This window comes from Prosthecomicrobium sp. N25 (assembly GCF_037203705.1).
Taxonomy (GTDB): Bacteria; Pseudomonadota; Alphaproteobacteria; order Rhizobiales; family Ancalomicrobiaceae; genus Prosthecodimorpha.
The window spans coordinates 30,357-49,091 of sequence record NZ_JBBCAT010000001.1 but is presented as its reverse complement, the minus strand read 5'-3'; the positions used below and the strand labels follow the sequence as shown (position 1 = coordinate 49,091).

Genomic DNA, 18,735 nt, shown 5'->3' with positions numbered 1-18,735 from the left:
TTTCAGGTCTTCGGGTTCAGCGCGCGCCAGGCCTGGTATTCGTCATTGGCGTCGGGATGCAGCGGGTAGTAGCGCTGCATGGGGGCGCCCTTCATCAGCATCATGCGCGAATATTCCTCCCATTCGTGATGCTTCTGCGCCGCCTCGATCACCGCCGGTGCCATGGAGACCGGCAGGACCACGGCGCCGTCGTCGTCGGCCACGATGATGTCGCCCGGCATGACCGTGACGCCGCCGCAGGCGATGGGGACGTTGACGGCATTCGGGAAGAGGGTGGTCTGGACATGGTAGTTGGGAGTCCAGCCGCGCAGCCAGCAGGCGAGGTCGAGCTTCTTCACGTTCGGCCGGTCGCGCATGCAGCCGTCGATGACGATCCCGGCGCCGCCGCGTCCCTTGAAGTAGGTGCACATCATGTCGCCGAAGACGCCCGAGCTCATGTCGCCGCGCGCGTCGACGACGACCACGTCGCCTTCCTGGACGTGGTAGAGCACGTGCCGGTGCAGCTGCGTCTCCGGATCGGCATACTCGCCTTCGTTGAAGAGGTCGGGCCGCTGGGGCAGGAACTGAAGGGTCAGGGCCGGTCCGACGATGGACTTTCCCTCGCTCTGCGGGACCGGGCCCACCATGTGCGGGTTGCGGTAGCCCATGTGCCCGAGCGTGCCGGCGACGGTTGCGGCGCCGATGTCCTTCAGCGCGTCGATGATGTCCTTGGGCGGGCGGACGATGCCAGGTGTATGCGTCATGAGGACCTCGGGTTGGACTACCAGTTCGTGACGGATCCATCGCGGCGCCTGAGATGCGGGGCTTCCCAGAAGCGTAGGCTTTCCTTGCGGATGGCGTCTTCGTTCACCTCGACGCCGAGCCCGGGCAGGTCGCCGACCGGATAGGAGACGCCGTCGAGCCGCGGCTGGACGGGGAAGTATTCGGCGTTGTCGAAGCCCAGCTTGACTTCGGGCGCCCGCGTTTCGAGCCATGAGAAGTTCGGTACGGCGGCGGCGAAGTGCACGGTCGCGGCAGTGCAGACTGGACCGAGCGGATTGTGCGGCATCAGGTCGACATAATGGGCCTCGCTCCAGCCCGCGACCTTCATCGCCTCGGTCAGACCGCCGACATTGCAGATGTCGAGCCGGTTGAACTGATGGATGCCGCGTTCGATGTAGGGCAGGAACTGCCACTTGCTCGCGAACTCCTCGCCGATGGCGAAGGGCACGTCCGTCAGCGTCCGCAGGGACTCGTAGGCCTCCGGAGTCTCGTCGCGGATCGGCTCCTCGAGGAAGTCCAGGACACCCCGGCCGAGCCTGGCGCAGAAGCTCGCGGCTTCCGCGACATTGAGGCGATGGTGGTAGTCGATGCCGAGGACGAGGTCGTCGCCGAGGGCTTCGCGCGCCTTGTTGAGCATCCGGGCCGTTGGGGCGATCGATTCCCGCGGCTCGAAGATATCGGTGCTGCTCTGTCCGGCGGGGAAGAACCGGATCGCCGTCCAGCCCTGGGCGGCCAGTTCGCGGGCCCGCTCGATGGCGGCGTCACCCTCCGCCTCGTCGCCCGTGGAGGCGAAGGTCGGGATCCTGTCGCGCTGCTTGCCGCCGAGGAGCTCGTAGACCGGCACGCCGAGCGCCTTGCCCTTGATGTCGTGCAGGGCGATGTCGATGGCCGATATGGCGGCCTGGAGCACCCGTCCGCCTTCGAAATACTGGCTGCGATAGGCTTCCTGCCAGATCCGTCCGATCTGCATGGGATTCTGGCCGATCAGGAATTCGCGGTAGTGCTCGATCGCGCCGGCGACGGCCTTTTCGCGGCCGCTGAGCCCGCTCTCGCCCCAGCCGCTGATGCCCTGGTCGGTCTCGACCTTTACCAGCATCTGGTTCCGGATCCCGACCCGGACCGGATAGGGAATGATGGCGGTGATCTTCAGCTTTTCGGCCATGCCTGCCCCCGGACGTCGCACCTGGCTGTCGGCTCAGGAGGCCTTCAAAGCCATCTCGGTCGCGCCGTCGAACAGGTGCATGCGCTCCTGGTCGAACTCGAGCCAGATCGGCTGGTCGGGGGCCACGGCGACGCTCGGTGGCACGCTGATGTTGACGACGGATCCGGACAGCAGGGCCTGCACGAAGGTCACGTCTCCCGTGGGCTCGACCGTATAGGCCTTCGAGGGAATCGCACCCGGCGTCGCGCTCGTCGTGAGCTTGATGGCGGAATGCCGGGCGCCGAGCACGATCTTCTTGCTGGTCGACTGCTCGACCTTGCGGGCATTGGCGGGCGAGAGCGTCATCGTCCAGCCCTCGGGGCTGGTCAGCACGGTGCTGCCGTTCACGGTCGACGCTTCCAGCGGGATGAGGCTCATCGCCGGACTGCCGATGAAGCTCGCCACGAACATGTTGACGGGATGGGCGAAGACTTCGGCCGGCGCGGCATATTGCTGGAGGAAGCCTCCGTTCATGACCGCCATCTTGTCGGCCATCGTGACGGCTTCCAGCTGATCGTGCGTCACATAGATGATGGTGGCGTCGAGGTCCTGGTGGAAGCGCTTGATTTCCGAGCGCATCTGCACGCGCAGCTTGGCGTCGAGGTTGGAGAGCGGCTCGTCCATCAGGAAGACGGCGGGGTCGCGCACAAGCGCCCGGCCGAGCGCGACCCGCTGCTGCTGCCCGCCTGACAACTCCCTCGGCTTGCGTTCGAGCAGATTGGTCATGTCGAGAACCTTCGCCGCCGCGCGGACCTTGCGGTCGATCTCCTCGCGGGGAAGTTTGCGCATCTGCAGGGGGAACGCGAGATTCTTGTAGACGGTCTTCTGCGGATAGAGCGCGTAGTTCTGGAAGACCATGGCGATGTCACGGTCCTTCGGGTCCATGTCGTTGACGACGCGGTCGCCGATCACGATGTCGCCGGAGGTGATGGGGATGAGGCCGGCCACCAGGTTGAGCGTCGTCGTCTTGCCGCATCCCGACGGACCGACGAGCGCGACGAACTCGCCGTCCTCCACGGTGAGGGACACGTCGTTCACCGCCCTGAAGGAGCCGTAAGTCTTGACGAGATTACGAAGAACCACATGGGCCATGAAGCGGACCTTCAGTGTTTGACAGCGCCTTCGGTGAGGGCACGGACGAAATAGCGCTGCAGCAGGAGGAAGAGCACGACGACCGGCAGGCTCATCATGAAGCTCGCCGCCATGAGGCCGGGAAAGTCCGTGGTGTTTTCCGAGAAGAACCTTTGAACCCCGATCGGCAGGGTCAGCTGATCGTTCCTGTTCAGGAACGTGTAGGCGAAGATGTACTCGTTCCAGGCGCCGATGAAGGAGTAGATGGCTGTGGCGATGATGCCCGGCGCGGACAGGGGCATGACGATCAGGAAGAAGGCCTGGAACCGGGTCGCGCCGTCGATGCGCGCCGCCTGCTCGAGCTGGTGGGGGATGTTGTCGTAGAACCCCTTGAGGAGCCAGATGGCGAGCGGCAGGCCGAAGGTCAGGTAGGTCAGGATCAGGGAGCCGTGCGTATTCACGAGGCCGAGCGCCCGCATGAGGATGAAGAGCGGCACGAGGAAGATGACGGCTGGGAACATGTTGCGCAGGAGCACGGCAAAGAAGAGCGGCTTCCGCCCCGGGAAATCGAAGCGCGAGAACGCATAGGCGGCCGGGACGGCGACGATGACGGCCAGGATAGTGGTCATCGTGGAGACGTAGAGGCTGTTCCAGAAGAAGCGCAGGAAGTCTTGGCCGACGCTGTTGTTCGGATCCAGAAGCTTCTGGTAGCTCGCGAGCGTCGGCTCCTTCGGCCACCATTGCGGCGGGATCTGCATGGCCGCGAAGCCGGATTTGATCGAGGTCACGAGCATCCAGACCATGGGCATCGCTGTGAAGAACAGCATGACTGCCAGGAAGATGCGCCCCGTCCAGCGCCAGCCGTCGATCGTCTTCGTCCGCCGAGGCACGGGGACCGTCGTCGAGGTCATGCGCCGCCCTCCTTCCGCTCGCCACCGCTGAGAGCACGGACGTAGAAGTAGCCGAGCACCATGAGGATGAGGAACAGCAGCACCGAGTAGGCCGCGGCGATGCCCCAGCGCTGCCGCCCGAAGGCGAGCTCGTAGATGTGGGTGATCCAGATATGCGACGCGTTGGACGGGCCGCCGCCGGTCATGATCCAGGGGATGATGAATGAATTGAAGTTCGCGACGGCAAGCAGCAGGATCGTCACGGTCGAGACGTTCTGCAGATGCGGGAAGGTGACGTGCCAGAAGCGCTGCCAGGCATTGGCGCCATCGACCTTCGCCGCCCGCAGCAACTGCTCGGGAACGGTCTGCAGGCCGGCGGTCAGCATGATCATCGCAAATGGAAACTCGCGCCAGACGTTCACGACGATCAGCGAGGGCAGTACGGTGCCGACGCTGTCGATGAAGTTGGGCGGCCGGTTGACCAGGCCGAGCTGCATCAGCACGGCCCCGATGACACCGAAGTCCGAGTGGTAGATCCACTTCCAGATGTACGACCCGGCGACGGCGCTGATGACCCAGGGAATGATGAAGATCGCGCGCAGCACCCCACGGCCGATGAAGTCGCGGTTCAGCGCGAGCGCGGTTCCCAGGCCCAGGACGAAGGCGGCGATCGTGGAGGCGATCGTCCAGATGAATGTGTTGGCCGTGACGCGCCAGAACACCTCGCTGCTCAGGATGATCGAGTAGTTTTCGAGACCGATGAAGTTCTTGTCGCGCAGCTGGAGGCTGGGCGGCGTGTTGTAGAAGGACAGGTCGATCGTATAGTAGATGGGGTATGCGATGACGATCAGCATCACGATGAACGCCGGCATCACATACAGGTAGTCGGCGCGGCTCGCCCAGATCCGCTGGACGAGACTGGAATCATGCGTGCGCTTGGACACGGGAGCGTCAGCCAGGCTCGTCGCCGTGGTCATAGGGGCGCCCTTCGATGGAAGACGAAGCACCGGCGGCGCCGTCGCCGCCGGTGAACAGAGAAGCGGCCGGACTAGAGCTTGCCGCCGCTCATGATGTTCTTGATCTTCTGGGCCGCGTCATCGGCCGCCTTGTCGACCGACATCGCTCCGGTCAGCGCGTTCTGGAGCATGTCGGGAACCACGATGTTCATGATCTCCGGCGTTTCCGGGATCGTCGGGAAGGGGATCCCGTAGGGCAGCATCGACGTGGTCACGTCGAGGAACCTGATCTTCTCCAGACGCTCCTTCATCCACTTGGTCTTGAAGCCGTTGAGGTTGCCGGGGTTCGATCCGGCATAGGCCATCTTCAGCGACCATTCGGGGCTGGTCCAGAAGCAGGTCAGCGCCTTGGCGGCCGGCAGGTCCACCTTGCCGCCATCGACGTATTCCGGCTTCAGGATGTGCATGTTCGACCCGCCGAACACGACGGCGCGCTTGCCGTCCGGACCGGTCGGGATCAGGCCGTAGCGCATGTTGTTGATGACGGTCTGGGCCGTCTCCGCGTCGGCGCCGGTCGCCTTCTTCTTCAGGTCCTGCATCACGTCGTAGTCGGACGGGTGCGAGATCATCATCCCGAGCTGTCCGGCGAGGAACAGGGGCTGGTTGTCGGCCTGCTGATTGGTCAGCGCGGAGACGGGCACGGACTTGTCGCGCACATACATGTCGTAGGACGCCTGCAGGGCCTTCTTGCTCGCGGCGTCGTTGATCCTGATGTCCGAATAGGCCGGCTTCGGCGAGGCCTCGTCGAAGACGCCGCCGCCGTAGCCCCAGAGCTGCGGCAGGAAGCGGTAGGGCGTGTTGCCGGCGTTCTTGCGGGCGACGAGCCCATAGCCTGCGATCCCGAGCTTGTCGTGGATCTGCTTGGAATACTTGACCACATCGTCCCAGGTCGCCGGCGGCTTTTCCGGATCCAGACCGGCGCGCTTGAAGATGTCGGCGTTCCAGATGAACGCCATGGTCTCGTTGTTGGTGGGAATGCCGTAGGTCTTGCCCTTCCACATGTTCGACTTCATGGCGCCGGGCCAGAAGTCCTCGGTGGAATAGCCGACATCCTCGGGCTTCAGCTCCTGCAGATAGCCCTTGGCCGCGAATTCGACGCCGCCGAGGATCTGCAGCCGCACCAGCATGGGGGCGGCGTTACCGAGAAGGGCCGTGCGGAACTTGTCCAGAAGATCGTTGTAGGTGAGCGCCTGCTCCACCAGCTCGATGTTGGGATAGGTCTTCCGGAAGGCCGCGAAGAAATCCTTGTAGTACTGGCGCAGCAGGTCAGGGTCGCCCTCGAAGACGCCCTGGTACCAGAACGTCAGGCGTCCCTTGTAGTCGAGCGGCGTGACCTTGTTGCAGGCGGCCGCGGTATCGAATTCCTGGGTCCCGGCGATCGATCGCACATATTCAGGGGACCACTTGCTGATGTCGACCGGAGGCGCCGCTAGGGCAGCCGACGACATGAAGAGCGCCACCGCCGTGGCCGTGGATACACCGCGACATAGGGCGCGGCCGAGCGCAGGTGCCGACATACATTTCCTCCCGTTTCGCCAGCACCGATTTCTTCGGCGCTGATTCTTCTACCCTGAGCTGTAGCTTTTCTTTTTTGGGCGTCGATCGATCGAAGCTTACAGAACCCAACTTGCATGTCAATTGATGAGGATCGTATATTGTTTGTGTGAAGCCGTGCACGCTTCGGCTCTGGGAGGGATGGGTGGACGACGCGAGTGACTACAAGGCTGCCCCGCCCCGGGGCATCGACCCGATCGGCGCCTCCACCGATTCCACCGCGCTGCTCTACAAGGTGATCCGGGAAGACATCGTCTCAGGGCAGCTGAGGCCCAACCAGCGCCTCGTCGTCGCCGAGCTCGCCCAACGTCATGGCACGTCGACGACGCCAGTCCGCGAGGTCCTGCAGCTCCTGCGCGGCGAAGGGTTCGTGATCTTCACCCGCAACCGCGGCGCGCGCGTGCGGCCCATCGACCGAGACTTCATTCGCGACATCTACGAAATCGGCGTTCTGATCGAACCGGCCCTCACGCGCTGGTTCGTGGGCATGGCGACGGAAGTCGACATCGCGGCGCTCGAGAAGATCCAGGCGCAGATCGAGGAAAACAACTTCGCCGACCAGATCCTGCACAGCGACCTCGACACGAAGTTCCACACGCTCATCTACGAGCGGCACTACAACCGGCATGCCGCCGAACTGTGGTGGAAGCACCGCGAGGTCCTGCGCGCCGTAAGCCGCCGCTTCAGCTTCACACTCGCCCGCCGCGCGCAGATCATAAGCGACCATCGCGAGCTCATCGCCCACATCAAGGCGGGCGAGGCCGACAAGGCCGCCGACCTCGTGGCGCGTCACGTCGAAGGATCCGGCCTCCATATCCTCGAGCACATGCGGGCCGTGGCGGCCGCCCGGGCCGGGTAGGCCGCCGTCTCGCCGCCCAGATTTCCCCCACCCCCATAGAAAGCAAGAGTCATGAAGATCACCGGCATCACGCCCTGGCTCATCAAGTCCAAGGCCTCCTATTGGGGCGAGTTTCTGTTCGTCGAAGTCAGCACGGACGAGGGCATCACGGGCTGGGGAGAGATCACGACCACGACCGACATTGCCAACCGCGGCCTCACGGCGATGCTGCGCCAGATCGGCCCCATGATGGTCGGCGAGGATCCCGCGCAGATCGAGCGGCTCTGGCACAAGCTCTTCCGCAGCTTCACCTACATGGGCAGCCGGGGAGCGGCCGTGGAATGCCTGAGCGCCATCGACATCGCGCTGTGGGACATTCGCGGGAAAGCGCTCGGCAAGCCGATCTACGAGCTCCTGGGCGGGCCGGTGCGCGACGAGATCGCGCTCTACACCCATCCGGACCAGCGCAAGTTCACGAGCAAGGAGGCCGTCGTCGCCGAGATTCGGGACATCGTCGCGTCGGGGCACACGGCCCTGAAGTTCGACCCCTTCCCGCAGCAGGGGCCCTACATCGACGGCAGGGCGCGCGAGCAGCGCGAAGGCTACCTGGACGGCAGCATGACCCGCAAGGACGAGCGGGAGGCGGCGGAGCTGACCGCGCTGATCCGGGAGACGGCCGGGCCCGACATCGAGGTGCTGATCGACGCCCATGGCCGCTTCGACGTGCCCACGGCCATCCGGCTCTGCCGCACCCTGGAGGAGGCCGGGGATATCGACTGGTTCGAGGAGCCCTGCCCGCCCGAAAGCATCAACGCGCTCAAGCAGGTGCGCGAAAAGATCAGCGCTCCGATCTCGTGGGGCGAGCGCGGCCACACGAAGTGGGACTTCGTCCCTGTCCTCGAAAACAAGCTGGCCGACTACATCATGCCGGACGTCACCTGGACCGGCGGGATCACCGAGTTGAAGAAGATTTCGGCGCTCTGCGAGGCCTATTACATCCCCGTCTCGCCCCATGACGCGGCCGGGCCGATCAACGTCGTCGCCGGGGCGCAGGTGATGATGACTGTTCCGAACTTCTACAAGCTCGAGACTTCGGAATGGAACCTGTCGAAATACGATCACCTGATCGACGTCCCGTTGGACAATTCCAACGGCAGTCTCAAGCTCAATCCTGCTCCGGGCCTCGGCATCACGATGAACCGTGCGTATCTCGAGGCCCACGTCGTCGAGTGAGTGATCCGGCGGCCGCGCGATGCGTGGCCGCTGGAGGCGCCTGTCGAACCCAGCCTGCACGCAACCGAAATCCTGGAGCCTCCCGTGAAGATCACCGGCATAGAGACGGTCGTCGTGAACGCGATCCATCGCAACTGGATCTTCGTGAAGGTGCTGACCGACCAACCCGGCCTGCACGGCTGGGGGGAGGCCACGCTCGAGTGGAAAACCCGGGCCGTGAAGGGCGCCATCGAGGATCTCGCGCCTTTCGTGGTCGGCGAGGATCCCCTGCGGATCGAGCATCTGTCCAACCGGATGGCCCGCTTCAGCTTCTGGCCCCTCGGCTCGATCGGCATGACCGCCTTGTCCGGCATCGAGCAGGCCCTGTGGGACATCAAGGGCAAGGACCTGGGCGTTCCGGTCTGGCAACTGCTCGGCGGCAAGGTTCGCGACAAGGTGCGCGTCTACACCCACCTGGGGCGCGGGGCGGTGGGCTTCCAGGTGCCCAACGCCGACATCTCCGCCTATTGCGACGCCGTGCAGCGGACGGTCGAGATGGGCTACGACGCCATCAAGCTCGGCTTCGTGCCCTATAACGGCTACGACGCTCCCATCAAGGCGGTGCGGCATACGGAAAATCTAGCCCTGGCGGTGCGCGAGCGCGTGGGCGAGGCCGTCGACATCATGGTGGACTTTCACGGCCGCCCCGACTCGCTCGACGCGGCGATCGCCTATGTGAACGCCATCGCGCCGATCAAGCCGCTCTTCTGCGAAGAGGTCATCCAGCCCGGTGACGCGCGGGCCATGGCGGACATCGCGCGCCGGGTCGACTGCCCGCTGGCGACGGGCGAACGGCTGTTCACCCCGCGGGAATTCGCCGACATCGCCGAGGCCCGTGCCGTCGCCTACATACAGCCGGACCTCGCGCATTGCGGCGGCATCTCGGGCGGACGCAAGATCGCCGCCATCGCCGAGGCCGCGCATATGGGCGTCTGCCCTCACAACCCCATGGGCCCGGTGGCCGGCGCCGTGGCCCTGAACTTCGACGTGGCCACGACCAACTTCGTCATCCAGGAGGAAGCGGTCGGGATCGTGCCGTGGTTCGAGGAGATCTGCGCGGTCAACCCGATGCGGCTCGAGGACCGGTGCTGGGCGGTCCCGGAGGCGCCGGGCCTCGGCATCGAGATCGACGAGGTCGCCGCGGCCAAGCATCCCTTCCAGCAGGAGGAGATCCCCGCCACCGCATCCGTCCTGTGGGACGGACGGATTGCCAACTGGTAGCGGTTACGCAGCCTATTCTAGCACCCATCAGAATATGCGGGCGCCAGACCCGCCACAGGGAGGACTGCCGGCATGACGGGAATCGCAGGCGCCGAGGAGGCGCTCGGTCGGGTCAACACATCCTCCCGCCCCTCACAGCTTCGGATCACCGACATGCGGGTGGCCGAGATCGAGGGGGCACCGTTCAGGTCGGCGCTGGTCAAGATCTACACCAACCAGGGCCTCGTCGGGCTCGGCGAGGTGCGTGACGGCGCGAGTGCCACATACGCGTTGATGCTCAAGAGCCGGCTTCTGGGCGAGAACCCCTGCGACATCGACCGCCTGTTCCGCCGCATCAAGCAGTTCGGCGGGCATGGACGCCAGGGCGGCGGCGTGTCGGCCGTCGAGATCGCCCTGTGGGACCTTGCCGGCAAGGCCTATGGCGTGCCGATCTATCAGATGCTCGGCGGCCGGTTCCGGGACAAGGTGCGCATCTACTGCGACACGGACGCGGAGAAGCCGAGCGGCACGGAGACCGGCAAGCGCCTCAAGGCGCGCATGGACCTCGGCTTCACCTTCCTCAAGATGGACCTGGGCCTGATGCAGATTGCCCATCTGCCCGGCGCTGTCGTGGCGCCCGCCGGGACGCTCGAAGGCCTTCGGTCGCGAGACGCCCAGGCGCGGGCCCGCACGATGGAGGAGCGGCAACGTCGGAACGCCGCCTACGACGCCCAGAACGTGCGCCATCCCTTCACGGGCCTGCACTTCACCGAAAAGGGGCTCGACTACCTGGAGCAGTACATCGCCGAGGTGCGGGACGTGATCGGGCCGGAGATCCCGCTCGCCATCGACCACGTCGGCCACATCTCGCTGCAGAACGGGATCCGCCTCGCCCGGCGCATCGAGAAGTACGTTCCGGCCTGGCTGGAGGACGTGATCCCCTGGCAATACACGGAGCACTATCGGCAGCTGCAGGAGGCGACCTCGGTTCCGATCTGCACCGGCGAGGACATCTACCTGAAAGAGAATTTCGAGCCGCTGCTGAAGGCCGGCATCTCGGTGATCCATCCGGACCTGCTCACCACGGGCGGCATCCTGGAGACCAAGAAGATCGGCGACATGGCGCAGGACCACGGCGTCGCCATGGCGATCCACATGGCGGAAAGCCCGATCGCCGCGATGGCCGCGGCCCATGTGGCGGTCGCGACCGAAAACTTCATGGCGCTCGAGTATCACTCGGTCGACGTCCCCTGGTGGGACGACATCGTCACGGGGCTGCCCAAGCCTCTGGTGAAGAACGGCTTCATCGAAGTCCCCGACAAGCCGGGCCTCGGCATCGACGATGTCGTCGACGAGGTCATCAGCCAGCATCTGCAGCCGGGCGTCGGCGACATCTGGCAGCCGACCGATCACTGGGACGACGAGTATTCCTGGGACCGCACCTGGAGCTGACGCTTCCGCCGGACACCCGGCAGCCGTCTTGCGGGCAGTATCCGCTCAAACCTCTCCGCCACCTCCTCTCGAACAGGCATCGACCATGAAGATCACAGACCTGCGCTGCGCCGTCATCGGCAAGCACCCGATCGTCCGCGTCGTCACGGACGAAGGCATCCACGGGCTCGGCGAAGTCGAATACACCAAGGGTTACCTCAAGCCCTGGGTCATGCACTTCCGCGAGGCGCTCGTCGGGGAGGATCCGACCGACGTCGAGCGCGTGATGCTGAAGATCCGCCAGCGCGGCTCCTTCAAGCCCTACGGTGCGGCGGTGAGCGCCATCGAGCATGCGCTCTGGGACATCGCCGGCAAGGCGGCGAACGTCCCGGCCTACAAGCTGCTCGGTGGCAAGGTGCGCGACAAGGTTCGCTGCTACAACGGCAACAGGCGCCGGAAGCGGACGGGCGACCGCCCCGAGGACTACGCCGCCGACGTGAAGTGGATGAGCGAGTTGCCCGAGAAGTTCTTCATGGTCAAGCAGGGCATCAGCTTCCACTCGAACATGAAAGACACCGTGGAGGACTTCCACTACGGTGTCCGTCAGACACGCTCCGGCTATCACGGCGCCATGGACCAGGGCGTCATCAGCGAGCATGGGTTCAACCATATGCTCGACTGCGTCATCGCGATGAAGGAGGTGCTCGGCGACAAGGTCAGCCTGGCGCTCGATTGCGGCCCCGGCTGGATGCTGCCCGACGCGATCCGGTTCGCCCGCGCGGTCGAGAAATACAACATCGCGTGGCTCGAGGACATGCTGACCGGCGACTACGTGCCTTGGGTCAATCCACAGGCCTATCGCGAACTGACGGTCTCCACGACGACACCGATCCATACGGGCGAGCAGATCTATCTCAGGCACAACTTCAAGGAGCTGATCGAGACCCAAGCCGTGCGCATCGTCGGGCCGGATCCGGCCGACATCGGCGGAATCGCGGAACTGAAGTGGGTCGCCGAGCACGCCTACATGCATTCGATCCTGATGGCGCCCCACGGCACCGCCAACGGCCTCCTGGGGCTGGGTGCGCTCATCAACGTGTGCGCCACGCTTCCCGCCAACTACATCGCCTTCGAGTATCCCACGGCGTCCGACCCCTGGTGGCCCGAGATCATCGTGGGACTGCCGTCGGGCCCCATCGTCACGGATTCGATGGTCGACCTGCTCCCCGGCCCGGGCCTCGGACTCGATATCGATGCCAAGGCCGCCAAGCCGTATCTGCGGGAGGAGGATGCAGGGTTCTTCGACTGACGCTCGGCCCCGCAGCCGTCGCGCTCTCAGGTCCGGTTCGGCTCGGGGGCATTCCGGGTTGGCTTGCTGGGCGCGATGGAGTGTCATTCGGCGCCGGGGCCCTGGGTCCAGACCACTCCAGCCTGTCCAGCATCTTGTCCAAGTCGTGATCGAGAAACGTGACCCACCCGTCCGCATTTGAATGTGTCGTGACGGATCCAAAATGTAACCATCAGCTCGCGAGACGATACCCCATCCATTCCCGGCCACTGTTTTGTAGGGTAGCGAGTATCCACAAGCCGACCATGTGCTTTACTTCACTTCCGTCACCGATTTCGGACGGAGCATCGGATGCCAGTTCCGGGCGAGCGGCGTCCAGCCGGCGCTCGCATCGGGCTCCGCCAGAGCCGCATAATGACGATCGGCGACGGCGGTCAGTGCAGACAGCGTTTCGAGAACCGGCCCGGTGAGGGGCACCTCGGACGCGCGCGCCGATGCGGCGGCCGCGGCACGGACGGCTTCGACGTCGAGGCGAACAAAGGCGCCGTCGCGATAGAGGATCTCGCCGTCGCACATCGTCATGCGAACGTGGCGGGCGCCGGCGCGGGCCATCACCACGGCCAGGAGCGGCAGTTCCGGATCCGTATAGGCCCCGCGGATCCCGTCGAGATCGAGCGCGACGAGATCGGCCCTGAACCCTGCCCGAATGGCGCCGACGACGCCGTCGAGGCCCATGGCGGCGGCACCGCTTCGGGTCGCCATCCGCAGCAAGGCTGCCGGGCCGGGCGGCGCCGGGCCGCGCCAATCGGGGTCGCCGGCGAGGCGCCAGGCGAGGCGGAGTTCCCCGAGCAGATCCTCGTCGTCGGCGAGCGCCGTGTTGTCCGTGCCGATGGCGACGCGAACACCGGCGGAGAGATAGTCGGCGAGCGGCGCGATCCCGGCCCTGAGCCGCAGGTTGGACCCCGGATTGCGCACCAGCGTCACGCCGTGACGTGCGGCGAGCGCGAGATCAGCTTCGGAAAGCCAGACGGCGTGGCCGATCGAGGTCAGCGGACCGAGCGCCCCGAGGGTTTCCAGATGAGCGAGAAAGCCCTCGGGATAGATCACCTGGAGCGTGCGGACCTGCGACCAGGACTCGAGCCCGTGCATGTGAAGCGCCAGTCCGAGACGGCGGGCGTCCGACGCCAGTTCTCGCATCATGTCGTCGCTGACCCACTGCGGGCCGGCCGGGGCATAGGCGAGCGAAAGGCGCGGGTGGTCGCCGAGTTCGGTCAGGAGTTCCCGCATGAGGGACATGGTGGCCGCCGTATCGCCGGCATAGATCGGCGGGACGGGCGCTTGTGCCGCGGCGCCGGCCGGTCCGCCTTGACCGGCGAGCACCGCGTCGGCCTCGGCCGGGTAGAGGAAATGCGCCCGGTCCATCGCCGCCACGCCGATCATGGCCCGCATGCCGGCGTGGTCGTAGGCGGCTATCGAGCCGCGGATCTCGGCGCCATAGTCGCCGCTGCCATAGGGTGAATTGGCCTGTATGGTCGATGTGACGCCGGCGGCGATCATCGAGGCGGCGGCGAGCAGCGTATTGGCGTAGGGGTCCATCGGGCGCCGCCGACGCTTGGCGACCGACCAGCGCTCCAGGATGTCGTCGGCATAGCCGAGCTGGGTGTTGCTGATTCCGCGGCCGTGCTGATGGGCGTTGACGAAGCCCGGCATCAGGAGTTGGCCCGGCAACCGGATCCGCTCCGCTCCCGGCGGCAGTTCGCTCTCCGGCCCGACGGCGACGATGTCGCGGCCATCGACCAGGACCGCCTCGGCGCGCGGCGTGGGATCGTCGGCGTCGCGAATGACGAGATCAGGGACCAAGAGCCTCATGCGCCCTCCTGCAAGGCGGCGGCAACCCGGAAGGCGTCGGCCTCGGCGAAGGGCCGCGCCGCGATCTGGATGCCGAGCGGCAGCCTGCCTGGCCGTTCGACCGGCATGGCGATCACCGGCAGGCCGATGAAGCTCAGCGGCGCCGTCAGGGCCGAATACATCGGCCGCGGCGGGATCGACCGGCCCTCGAAGTCGATCGCCGTCGCCCCGATCGGAATGGCGGGATAGGGAAGCGCCGGCGCGAGCAGGACGTCGACATCCTGCAGGACCTCGGCAACCCGGCGGCGATACCAGGCTCGGAAACGCTGGGCCGCTGCGACGTGCACCGCAGGAAGGAGGGCGCCGGCCATCAGCCGCGGGCGCGTCATCGGGTCGAAATCGCGGGGGCGTTCGCGCAAGTCCGGCAGGAGCGCGGCTGCGGCTTCGCTCATCACCACGACATTCATCGCCGCGCGGGCGTCCTCGGTGCGGGGCAGTTCGACGGTGCGTCGCGCGCCGATGCGTGTGGCGGCGGTCGCGAGGACGGCGCGTGCCTCGGCCGAAGCGTTGGCCGCGAACCAGCCGCCGAGCATGGCGACGCGCAGGTCGCCGATGCCGCGGCCGAGATACGGCGTTACGGGCTCGACAGGCCGGTCGACCTGCCCCGGATCCGCCGCGTCGCGACCCTGCAGGGCGTCGTAGGCGATCGCCAGGTCCGGCAGGTCGGCGGCGAGCGGCCCGACATGGTCGAAGCTCCAGGCGAAGGGAACCACGCCGCTGCGCGACAGGCGGCCGAAGGTCGGCTTCAGTCCCCAGATCCCGCACATCGCCGCTGGCGCCCGGATCGAGCCGCCGGTGTCCGTTCCGAGCGACAACGGCACCATGCCGGCGGCAACCGCCGCGGCCGAGCCGCCCGAGGAGCCGCCAGCGATCCGGCTGGGATCGCGCGGGTTGCGGGTCGGACCGTAGTGGGTGTTCTCCGTGGTGATGCCGCAGGCGAACTCATCCATATTGAGGGCGCCCACGACGATCGCCCCGGCCCGGCGCAGCGCCGCGACCGCAAAGGCGTCCTGCGTCGCCGCCGGTCGCCCGGCGCGCACCCGCGATCCGGCGAGTGTCGTCGAGCCGGAGAGATCGAACAGGTTCTTCACCGCGAAGGGGACGCCGGCAAGCGGACCGAGCGGAGCGCCGGCCGCCCGGGCCGCGTCGATCCCAGCAGCCTCGGCGAGCGCCCGCTCGGCGAGGACGGCCGTGAAGGCGTTGATGGTCGGATCGGTCGCCGCGATCCGCGCCAGGGCGGCGTCGACGAGACCGGTCGCCGTGCTGCGGCCGGCGCGGACGGCGTCGGCCATCGCCCGAGCGGTTTCAGCCATCGGCGCGGAAGACGGGTGCGGGGATCGGAGCGTCGAGTTCGGCGACGCTTCGCACGACCTGCTCGCCCTGGGCGAGCAGCGGCGTGAGCGCAGCGAGCACCTCGTCCGCCCAGGCCTCGTCGAGACCCAACCCGAGCATCTCCGCCAGTCGCATCACGTCGGCCCTCTCCATCGCGGCCTCAATCGTCGAGCCAGGAGCGGCCGCGCCGATGCGCGAGCGGCTCTGCGCCGGCGATTCGGAACAGCACCTTGCCCGGCGTCACGACGAATCCGTCGAGCGATCGTGCGTAGATGACGCCCTCCTGCCGGGCGCACACCGCGACTCGCCCGCCGTCGGCCTCGGGCGTGGTCGGATCGATGACGTGACAGACGACGTCGCCCGGCGACACGCGGTCGCCCGCGGCGCGCTCGTAGGTGACGAAGCCCGGGGACGGGGCATAGCCGACGTCCATGCCTTCGACATCGATGCTCTGCGTCTTCAGGGGCGGCAACGGGGGCGGTTCGCCCGCGATGGCGCCGCGACGGGTCAGGAAGGCGACGAAGCCGTCGGCGTCGGCCGCGCCGAGGCCGTCGCTGCAGGCGTGACGGCCGCGCATCTCGATCATCGCCGTGGCGCAGGCATTCGGAACGGGCCGGACGGGAAACCGTTCGGCGAGGCGTGGCCATAGGGCCCCGACAACCCCCGCGAAGGTCTTCGAGGGCACATAGGGCGTCAAATGGACAACGGCTTCGCAGCCGATGTCCGCGGCGAGATCGGCGAGGCCGGGCCAGTCGAAGCCGTTGATGTACATGAACATCACGGCGCTCATGTCGGAATGGAGATCGAGGCAGACGTCGGCGTCGATGGACAGGCGCAGCAGGTGCTTGCGCAGGCTGCGCCACTCGTCGGTCTCTTCGATCTCATCGATCACGGCCGACGCGACGCTCCGGATCGTCGCAACATTGGCCTCGGGGTCATCGCCCAGCAGGCCCTCGAGCCGCGCCGCGACGGCCTCGCTGACGTCGAAATGCTCGCGGTTGAAGTTGCACAGGCTGCCGGTCTCGAAGCGGCCGAAATGGTCGCCGGCCAGGAACTGTCCCATGCCGATCGGATTGGCCACCGGGACGACCACGATCTCGCCGCGGATCCGGCCGGCGAGCTCGGCGCTCTCGAGCCGCCGGCGCAGATGGTGCAGTGCCATCGTGCCGGTCATCTCGCCGGCGTGCAGCGCCGCCTGAAGATAGATCTTCGGCCGTGAGCCTGGGGTGCCGTAGCGAAAGACGGCCACTTCGCGGCGCCCGCCGAGAAAGCTCCCGGCGAGCGGGATCGTTTCGATCCGCGCGGCGCTCACGGGGTCGCCCCCGACGGATCCGGCCAGATCCAGCGCGGGTCGCGGAATTCCTGGAACTCGATGCGATAGCCCTCGGGATCGCGGCAGAAGAAGGCGTAGGCCTGCGCACGCTCCGAATAGCTCGGCTCCGTCTCGATGTGCGCGCCGTAGTCGCCCATTCGCCGACGCCAGCCGTCGACGTCCTTGGTCAGCAGCGTCAGGATCACGCCTTTCGGCTCGACGTGGCGATCCGGTCGCTGGCAGACGCCGATGAAGCTGTGCGGCGTCGCGCGGAAGACCCGGCACATACCCTGGTCGAGCACCTGTTCCAGGCCGAGCCCTTCCGCATAGAAGCGGGCGGTCGACGGAAGGTCGTAGGTGTAGATCCAGGTGATCTGTTGAGCGAAGATATTCGCCATGGCTGCGGCGCGCCTCCTATCCGGGAGCCCTGTCTCCGCCCCGTTGCGGTGGCGCCCGCTCGGAGCGCGGGAGCCGAGTTTTTCGAGCTCGGGTTCACAGGCCGCCCGTCCGGACGGCCCTTACAACTCAATGGTTTTTCCCCGCCGGGGCGTCCCTCTGGGCGCTATGGCCATCGGTCGTTCGCCATCGATTCGAGTGGGTCGGCGCCCGAACTCACTGGGCCGGACCGGGCCCGCGGATGGCGAAGGTCGCCTCGGTCAGGCGCGTCATGCCGAACTTGTCGAACACCTTGTCGTAGAAGCCGTCGGCCTTGGTCTCGCCCAGCGCCTTGGCGAAGGCTTCGGCGAGCGGCTTGCTCTTGAAGGCGAAGGTGATCTGCGAGCCGCCGAGACCATTCGCGATCCGGACGACGCCGCCGCGGCGCACCAGATCGATCGCCGTCTCGTCCAGGTTCATGCCGGCGTCGACCTGCCCGGCCTTCAGCGCCGAAAAGGATTCGGTGGCGGTGTTGAAGCCCCGGATGGTGATCGGCTTCAGACCCTTGGCGACCAGCGCATCGCTGAGTTCCTTCGTCTTGCGCTCTGTATACGTGTTGGTCTCGACCGAAACCGACCGGCCGGCCAGGTCATCGATCGACTTCAGACCGAGCGGGTTCTTTTCCATGACGACGATGCTGATTGCCTGGAGGGCGTAGGGCACGAGGAACATCGTCTTCGAGCGCTCCTCCGTCCAGAACAGACCGGTGTTGATGATGTCGAAACGGCCGGCACCCAGGCCGGGGATCATCGCCGGGAAGTCCATGCGAATGAACTTCGGCGTCAGGCACAGCTTGCGCGCCACCTCGCTGCCGAGTTCAAAATTCAGGCCCTGCAGCTGGCCCTTTTCGTCGATGAACTGCTGCGGCGGCAGCGTCGGATTGATGGCCATCGACAGCTCACCGGCCACGAGGATGGCCGGCGGTTGCAGCGCGGGCTGGCAGGACTGGGCCGCGGCCGGCAGTGCCGGTGCGGCAACCGCCGCCAGGAGCAGAAACAGGCGCAGGGCACGGGCTGCAGGTCTGGTCATGGAATCTCCGCGACGTTAGGTGACCGGAAATCTAACTGTATACCTGTAGAATTGTAACACAATGTCTCTTCCAGATGCGACGCGCCGATAAATGCGGCGGGAGATGCGAACGGCCCGAGCAGGATACTTGGGTCGACCGCGCTGGAGCGATATGGTCAGCGGGGACTCGAGCCACCGCCCTTCTGCCAAGGACCTG

17 protein-coding genes are annotated in these 18,735 nt (G+C 66.3%); 5 read left to right on the top strand and 12 right to left on the bottom strand.

The features are described 5' to 3' along the window. Positions 1 to 2: 2 nt before the first annotated feature. From WBG79_RS00210 to WBG79_RS00185, 6 genes are all read right to left on the bottom strand, one after another. Complete coding sequence (locus WBG79_RS00210) at positions 3 to 743, bottom strand: ribonuclease activity regulator RraA (RefSeq protein ID WP_337355094.1); 741 nt, start codon at positions 741 to 743, stop codon at positions 3 to 5. Between the two features lie 17 nt (positions 744 to 760). Continuing rightward, positions 761 to 1,924, bottom strand: coding sequence for a mandelate racemase/muconate lactonizing enzyme family protein (locus WBG79_RS00205; protein ID WP_337355093.1), 1,164 nt, complete (start codon positions 1,922 to 1,924; stop codon positions 761 to 763). A gap of 33 nt (positions 1,925 to 1,957) precedes the next feature. Beyond that, positions 1,958 to 3,055, bottom strand: a complete 1,098-nt coding sequence (locus WBG79_RS00200) for an ABC transporter ATP-binding protein (protein ID WP_337355092.1) — start codon at positions 3,053 to 3,055, stop codon at positions 1,958 to 1,960. An 11-nt stretch (positions 3,056 to 3,066) separates the two neighbouring features. Next, positions 3,067 to 3,945, bottom strand: coding sequence for a carbohydrate ABC transporter permease (locus WBG79_RS00195; RefSeq protein WP_337355091.1), 879 nt, complete (start codon positions 3,943 to 3,945; stop codon positions 3,067 to 3,069). Then, on the bottom strand, positions 3,942 to 4,796 hold the full coding sequence (locus WBG79_RS00190) for a carbohydrate ABC transporter permease (RefSeq protein WP_443147437.1): 855 nt from the start codon (positions 4,794 to 4,796) through the stop codon (positions 3,942 to 3,944). Before WBG79_RS00190 ends, WBG79_RS00195 begins: the two co-directional genes overlap by 4 nt. A gap of 176 nt (positions 4,797 to 4,972) precedes the next feature. Then, positions 4,973 to 6,457 carry an ABC transporter substrate-binding protein gene (locus WBG79_RS00185; protein ID WP_337355089.1) on the bottom strand — a complete coding sequence of 495 codons (1,485 nt, stop codon included), beginning with the start codon at positions 6,455 to 6,457 and terminating at the stop codon, positions 4,973 to 4,975. Positions 6,458 to 6,639: 182 nt separating this feature from the next. Here WBG79_RS00185 and WBG79_RS00180 point away from each other — a divergent pair, with 182 nt between their 5' ends. From WBG79_RS00180 to WBG79_RS00160, 5 genes are all read left to right on the top strand, one after another. After that, positions 6,640 to 7,353, top strand: coding sequence for a GntR family transcriptional regulator (locus WBG79_RS00180; protein ID WP_337355088.1), 714 nt, complete (start codon positions 6,640 to 6,642; stop codon positions 7,351 to 7,353). A 51-nt stretch (positions 7,354 to 7,404) separates the two neighbouring features. After that, positions 7,405 to 8,565, top strand: coding sequence for a mandelate racemase/muconate lactonizing enzyme family protein (locus WBG79_RS00175; RefSeq protein ID WP_337355087.1), 1,161 nt, complete (start codon positions 7,405 to 7,407; stop codon positions 8,563 to 8,565). Then, positions 8,566 to 9,825 (top strand): galactonate dehydratase, encoded by a 1,260-nt coding sequence (gene dgoD / locus WBG79_RS00170; protein WP_337355086.1) that lies wholly within the window; start codon positions 8,566 to 8,568, stop codon positions 9,823 to 9,825. 72 nt (positions 9,826 to 9,897) lie between these two features. Continuing rightward, positions 9,898 to 11,256: a mandelate racemase/muconate lactonizing enzyme family protein gene (locus WBG79_RS00165; RefSeq protein ID WP_337355085.1), complete on the top strand. Its 1,359-nt coding sequence runs from the start codon at positions 9,898 to 9,900 to the stop codon at positions 11,254 to 11,256. A gap of 85 nt (positions 11,257 to 11,341) precedes the next feature. Next, positions 11,342 to 12,544, top strand: a complete 1,203-nt coding sequence (locus WBG79_RS00160; RefSeq protein WP_337355084.1) for a mandelate racemase/muconate lactonizing enzyme family protein — start codon at positions 11,342 to 11,344, stop codon at positions 12,542 to 12,544. A 291-nt stretch (positions 12,545 to 12,835) separates the two neighbouring features. Here the strand turns inward: WBG79_RS00160 and WBG79_RS00155 are convergent, their stop codons facing one another. From WBG79_RS00155 to WBG79_RS00130, 6 genes are all read right to left on the bottom strand, one after another. Further along, complete coding sequence (locus tag WBG79_RS00155) at positions 12,836 to 14,392, bottom strand: amidohydrolase family protein (RefSeq protein ID WP_337355083.1); 1,557 nt, start codon at positions 14,390 to 14,392, stop codon at positions 12,836 to 12,838. Further along, complete coding sequence (locus tag WBG79_RS00150) at positions 14,389 to 15,744, bottom strand: AtzE family amidohydrolase (protein WP_337355082.1); 1,356 nt, start codon at positions 15,742 to 15,744, stop codon at positions 14,389 to 14,391. The genes WBG79_RS00155 and WBG79_RS00150 overlap by 4 nt, the downstream gene beginning before the upstream one ends. Then, positions 15,737 to 15,901, bottom strand: coding sequence for a hypothetical protein (locus tag WBG79_RS00145; protein ID WP_337355081.1), 165 nt, complete (start codon positions 15,899 to 15,901; stop codon positions 15,737 to 15,739). The genes WBG79_RS00150 and WBG79_RS00145 overlap by 8 nt, the downstream gene beginning before the upstream one ends. Positions 15,902 to 15,923: 22 nt before the next feature. After that, positions 15,924 to 17,075: a succinylglutamate desuccinylase/aspartoacylase family protein gene (locus WBG79_RS00140; RefSeq protein WP_337355080.1), complete on the bottom strand. Its 1,152-nt coding sequence runs from the start codon at positions 17,073 to 17,075 to the stop codon at positions 15,924 to 15,926. Continuing rightward, positions 17,072 to 17,473 (bottom strand): VOC family protein, encoded by a 402-nt coding sequence (locus tag WBG79_RS00135; protein ID WP_337355079.1) that lies wholly within the window; start codon positions 17,471 to 17,473, stop codon positions 17,072 to 17,074. Before WBG79_RS00135 ends, WBG79_RS00140 begins: the two co-directional genes overlap by 4 nt. A gap of 214 nt (positions 17,474 to 17,687) precedes the next feature. Beyond that, positions 17,688 to 18,539 carry an ABC transporter substrate-binding protein gene (locus WBG79_RS00130; protein ID WP_337355078.1) on the bottom strand — a complete coding sequence of 284 codons (852 nt, stop codon included), beginning with the start codon at positions 18,537 to 18,539 and terminating at the stop codon, positions 17,688 to 17,690. Between the last annotated feature and the right edge of the window lie 196 nt (positions 18,540 to 18,735).

Bases quoted from the DNA above. Each gene is read 5' to 3' on its own strand.
- WBG79_RS00210 (WP_337355094.1), bottom strand. From the start codon at position 743: ATGACGCATACACCTGGCATCGTCCGCCCGCCCAAGGACATCATCGAC.
- WBG79_RS00205 (WP_337355093.1), bottom strand. From the start codon at position 1,924: ATGGCCGAAAAGCTGAAGATCACCGCCATCATTCCCTATCCGGTCCGG.
- WBG79_RS00200 (WP_337355092.1), bottom strand. From the start codon at position 3,055: ATGGCCCATGTGGTTCTTCGTAATCTCGTCAAGACTTACGGCTCCTTC.
- WBG79_RS00195 (WP_337355091.1), bottom strand. From the start codon at position 3,945: ATGACCTCGACGACGGTCCCCGTGCCTCGGCGGACGAAGACGATCGAC.
- WBG79_RS00190 (WP_443147437.1), bottom strand. From the start codon at position 4,796: ATGCCGGCGTTCATCGTGATGCTGATCGTCATCGCATACCCCATCTAC.
- WBG79_RS00185 (WP_337355089.1), bottom strand. From the start codon at position 6,457: ATGTCGGCACCTGCGCTCGGCCGCGCCCTATGTCGCGGTGTATCCACG.
- WBG79_RS00175 (WP_337355087.1), top strand. From the start codon at position 7,405: ATGAAGATCACCGGCATCACGCCCTGGCTCATCAAGTCCAAGGCCTCC.
- WBG79_RS00165 (WP_337355085.1), top strand. From the start codon at position 9,898: ATGACGGGAATCGCAGGCGCCGAGGAGGCGCTCGGTCGGGTCAACACA.
- WBG79_RS00160 (WP_337355084.1), top strand. From the start codon at position 11,342: ATGAAGATCACAGACCTGCGCTGCGCCGTCATCGGCAAGCACCCGATC.
- WBG79_RS00155 (WP_337355083.1), bottom strand. From the start codon at position 14,392: ATGAGGCTCTTGGTCCCTGATCTCGTCATTCGCGACGCCGACGATCCC.
- WBG79_RS00150 (WP_337355082.1), bottom strand. From the start codon at position 15,744: ATGGCTGAAACCGCTCGGGCGATGGCCGACGCCGTCCGCGCCGGCCGC.
- WBG79_RS00135 (WP_337355079.1), bottom strand. From the start codon at position 17,473: ATGGCGAATATCTTCGCTCAACAGATCACCTGGATCTACACCTACGAC.
- WBG79_RS00130 (WP_337355078.1), bottom strand. From the start codon at position 18,539: ATGACCAGACCTGCAGCCCGTGCCCTGCGCCTGTTTCTGCTCCTGGCG.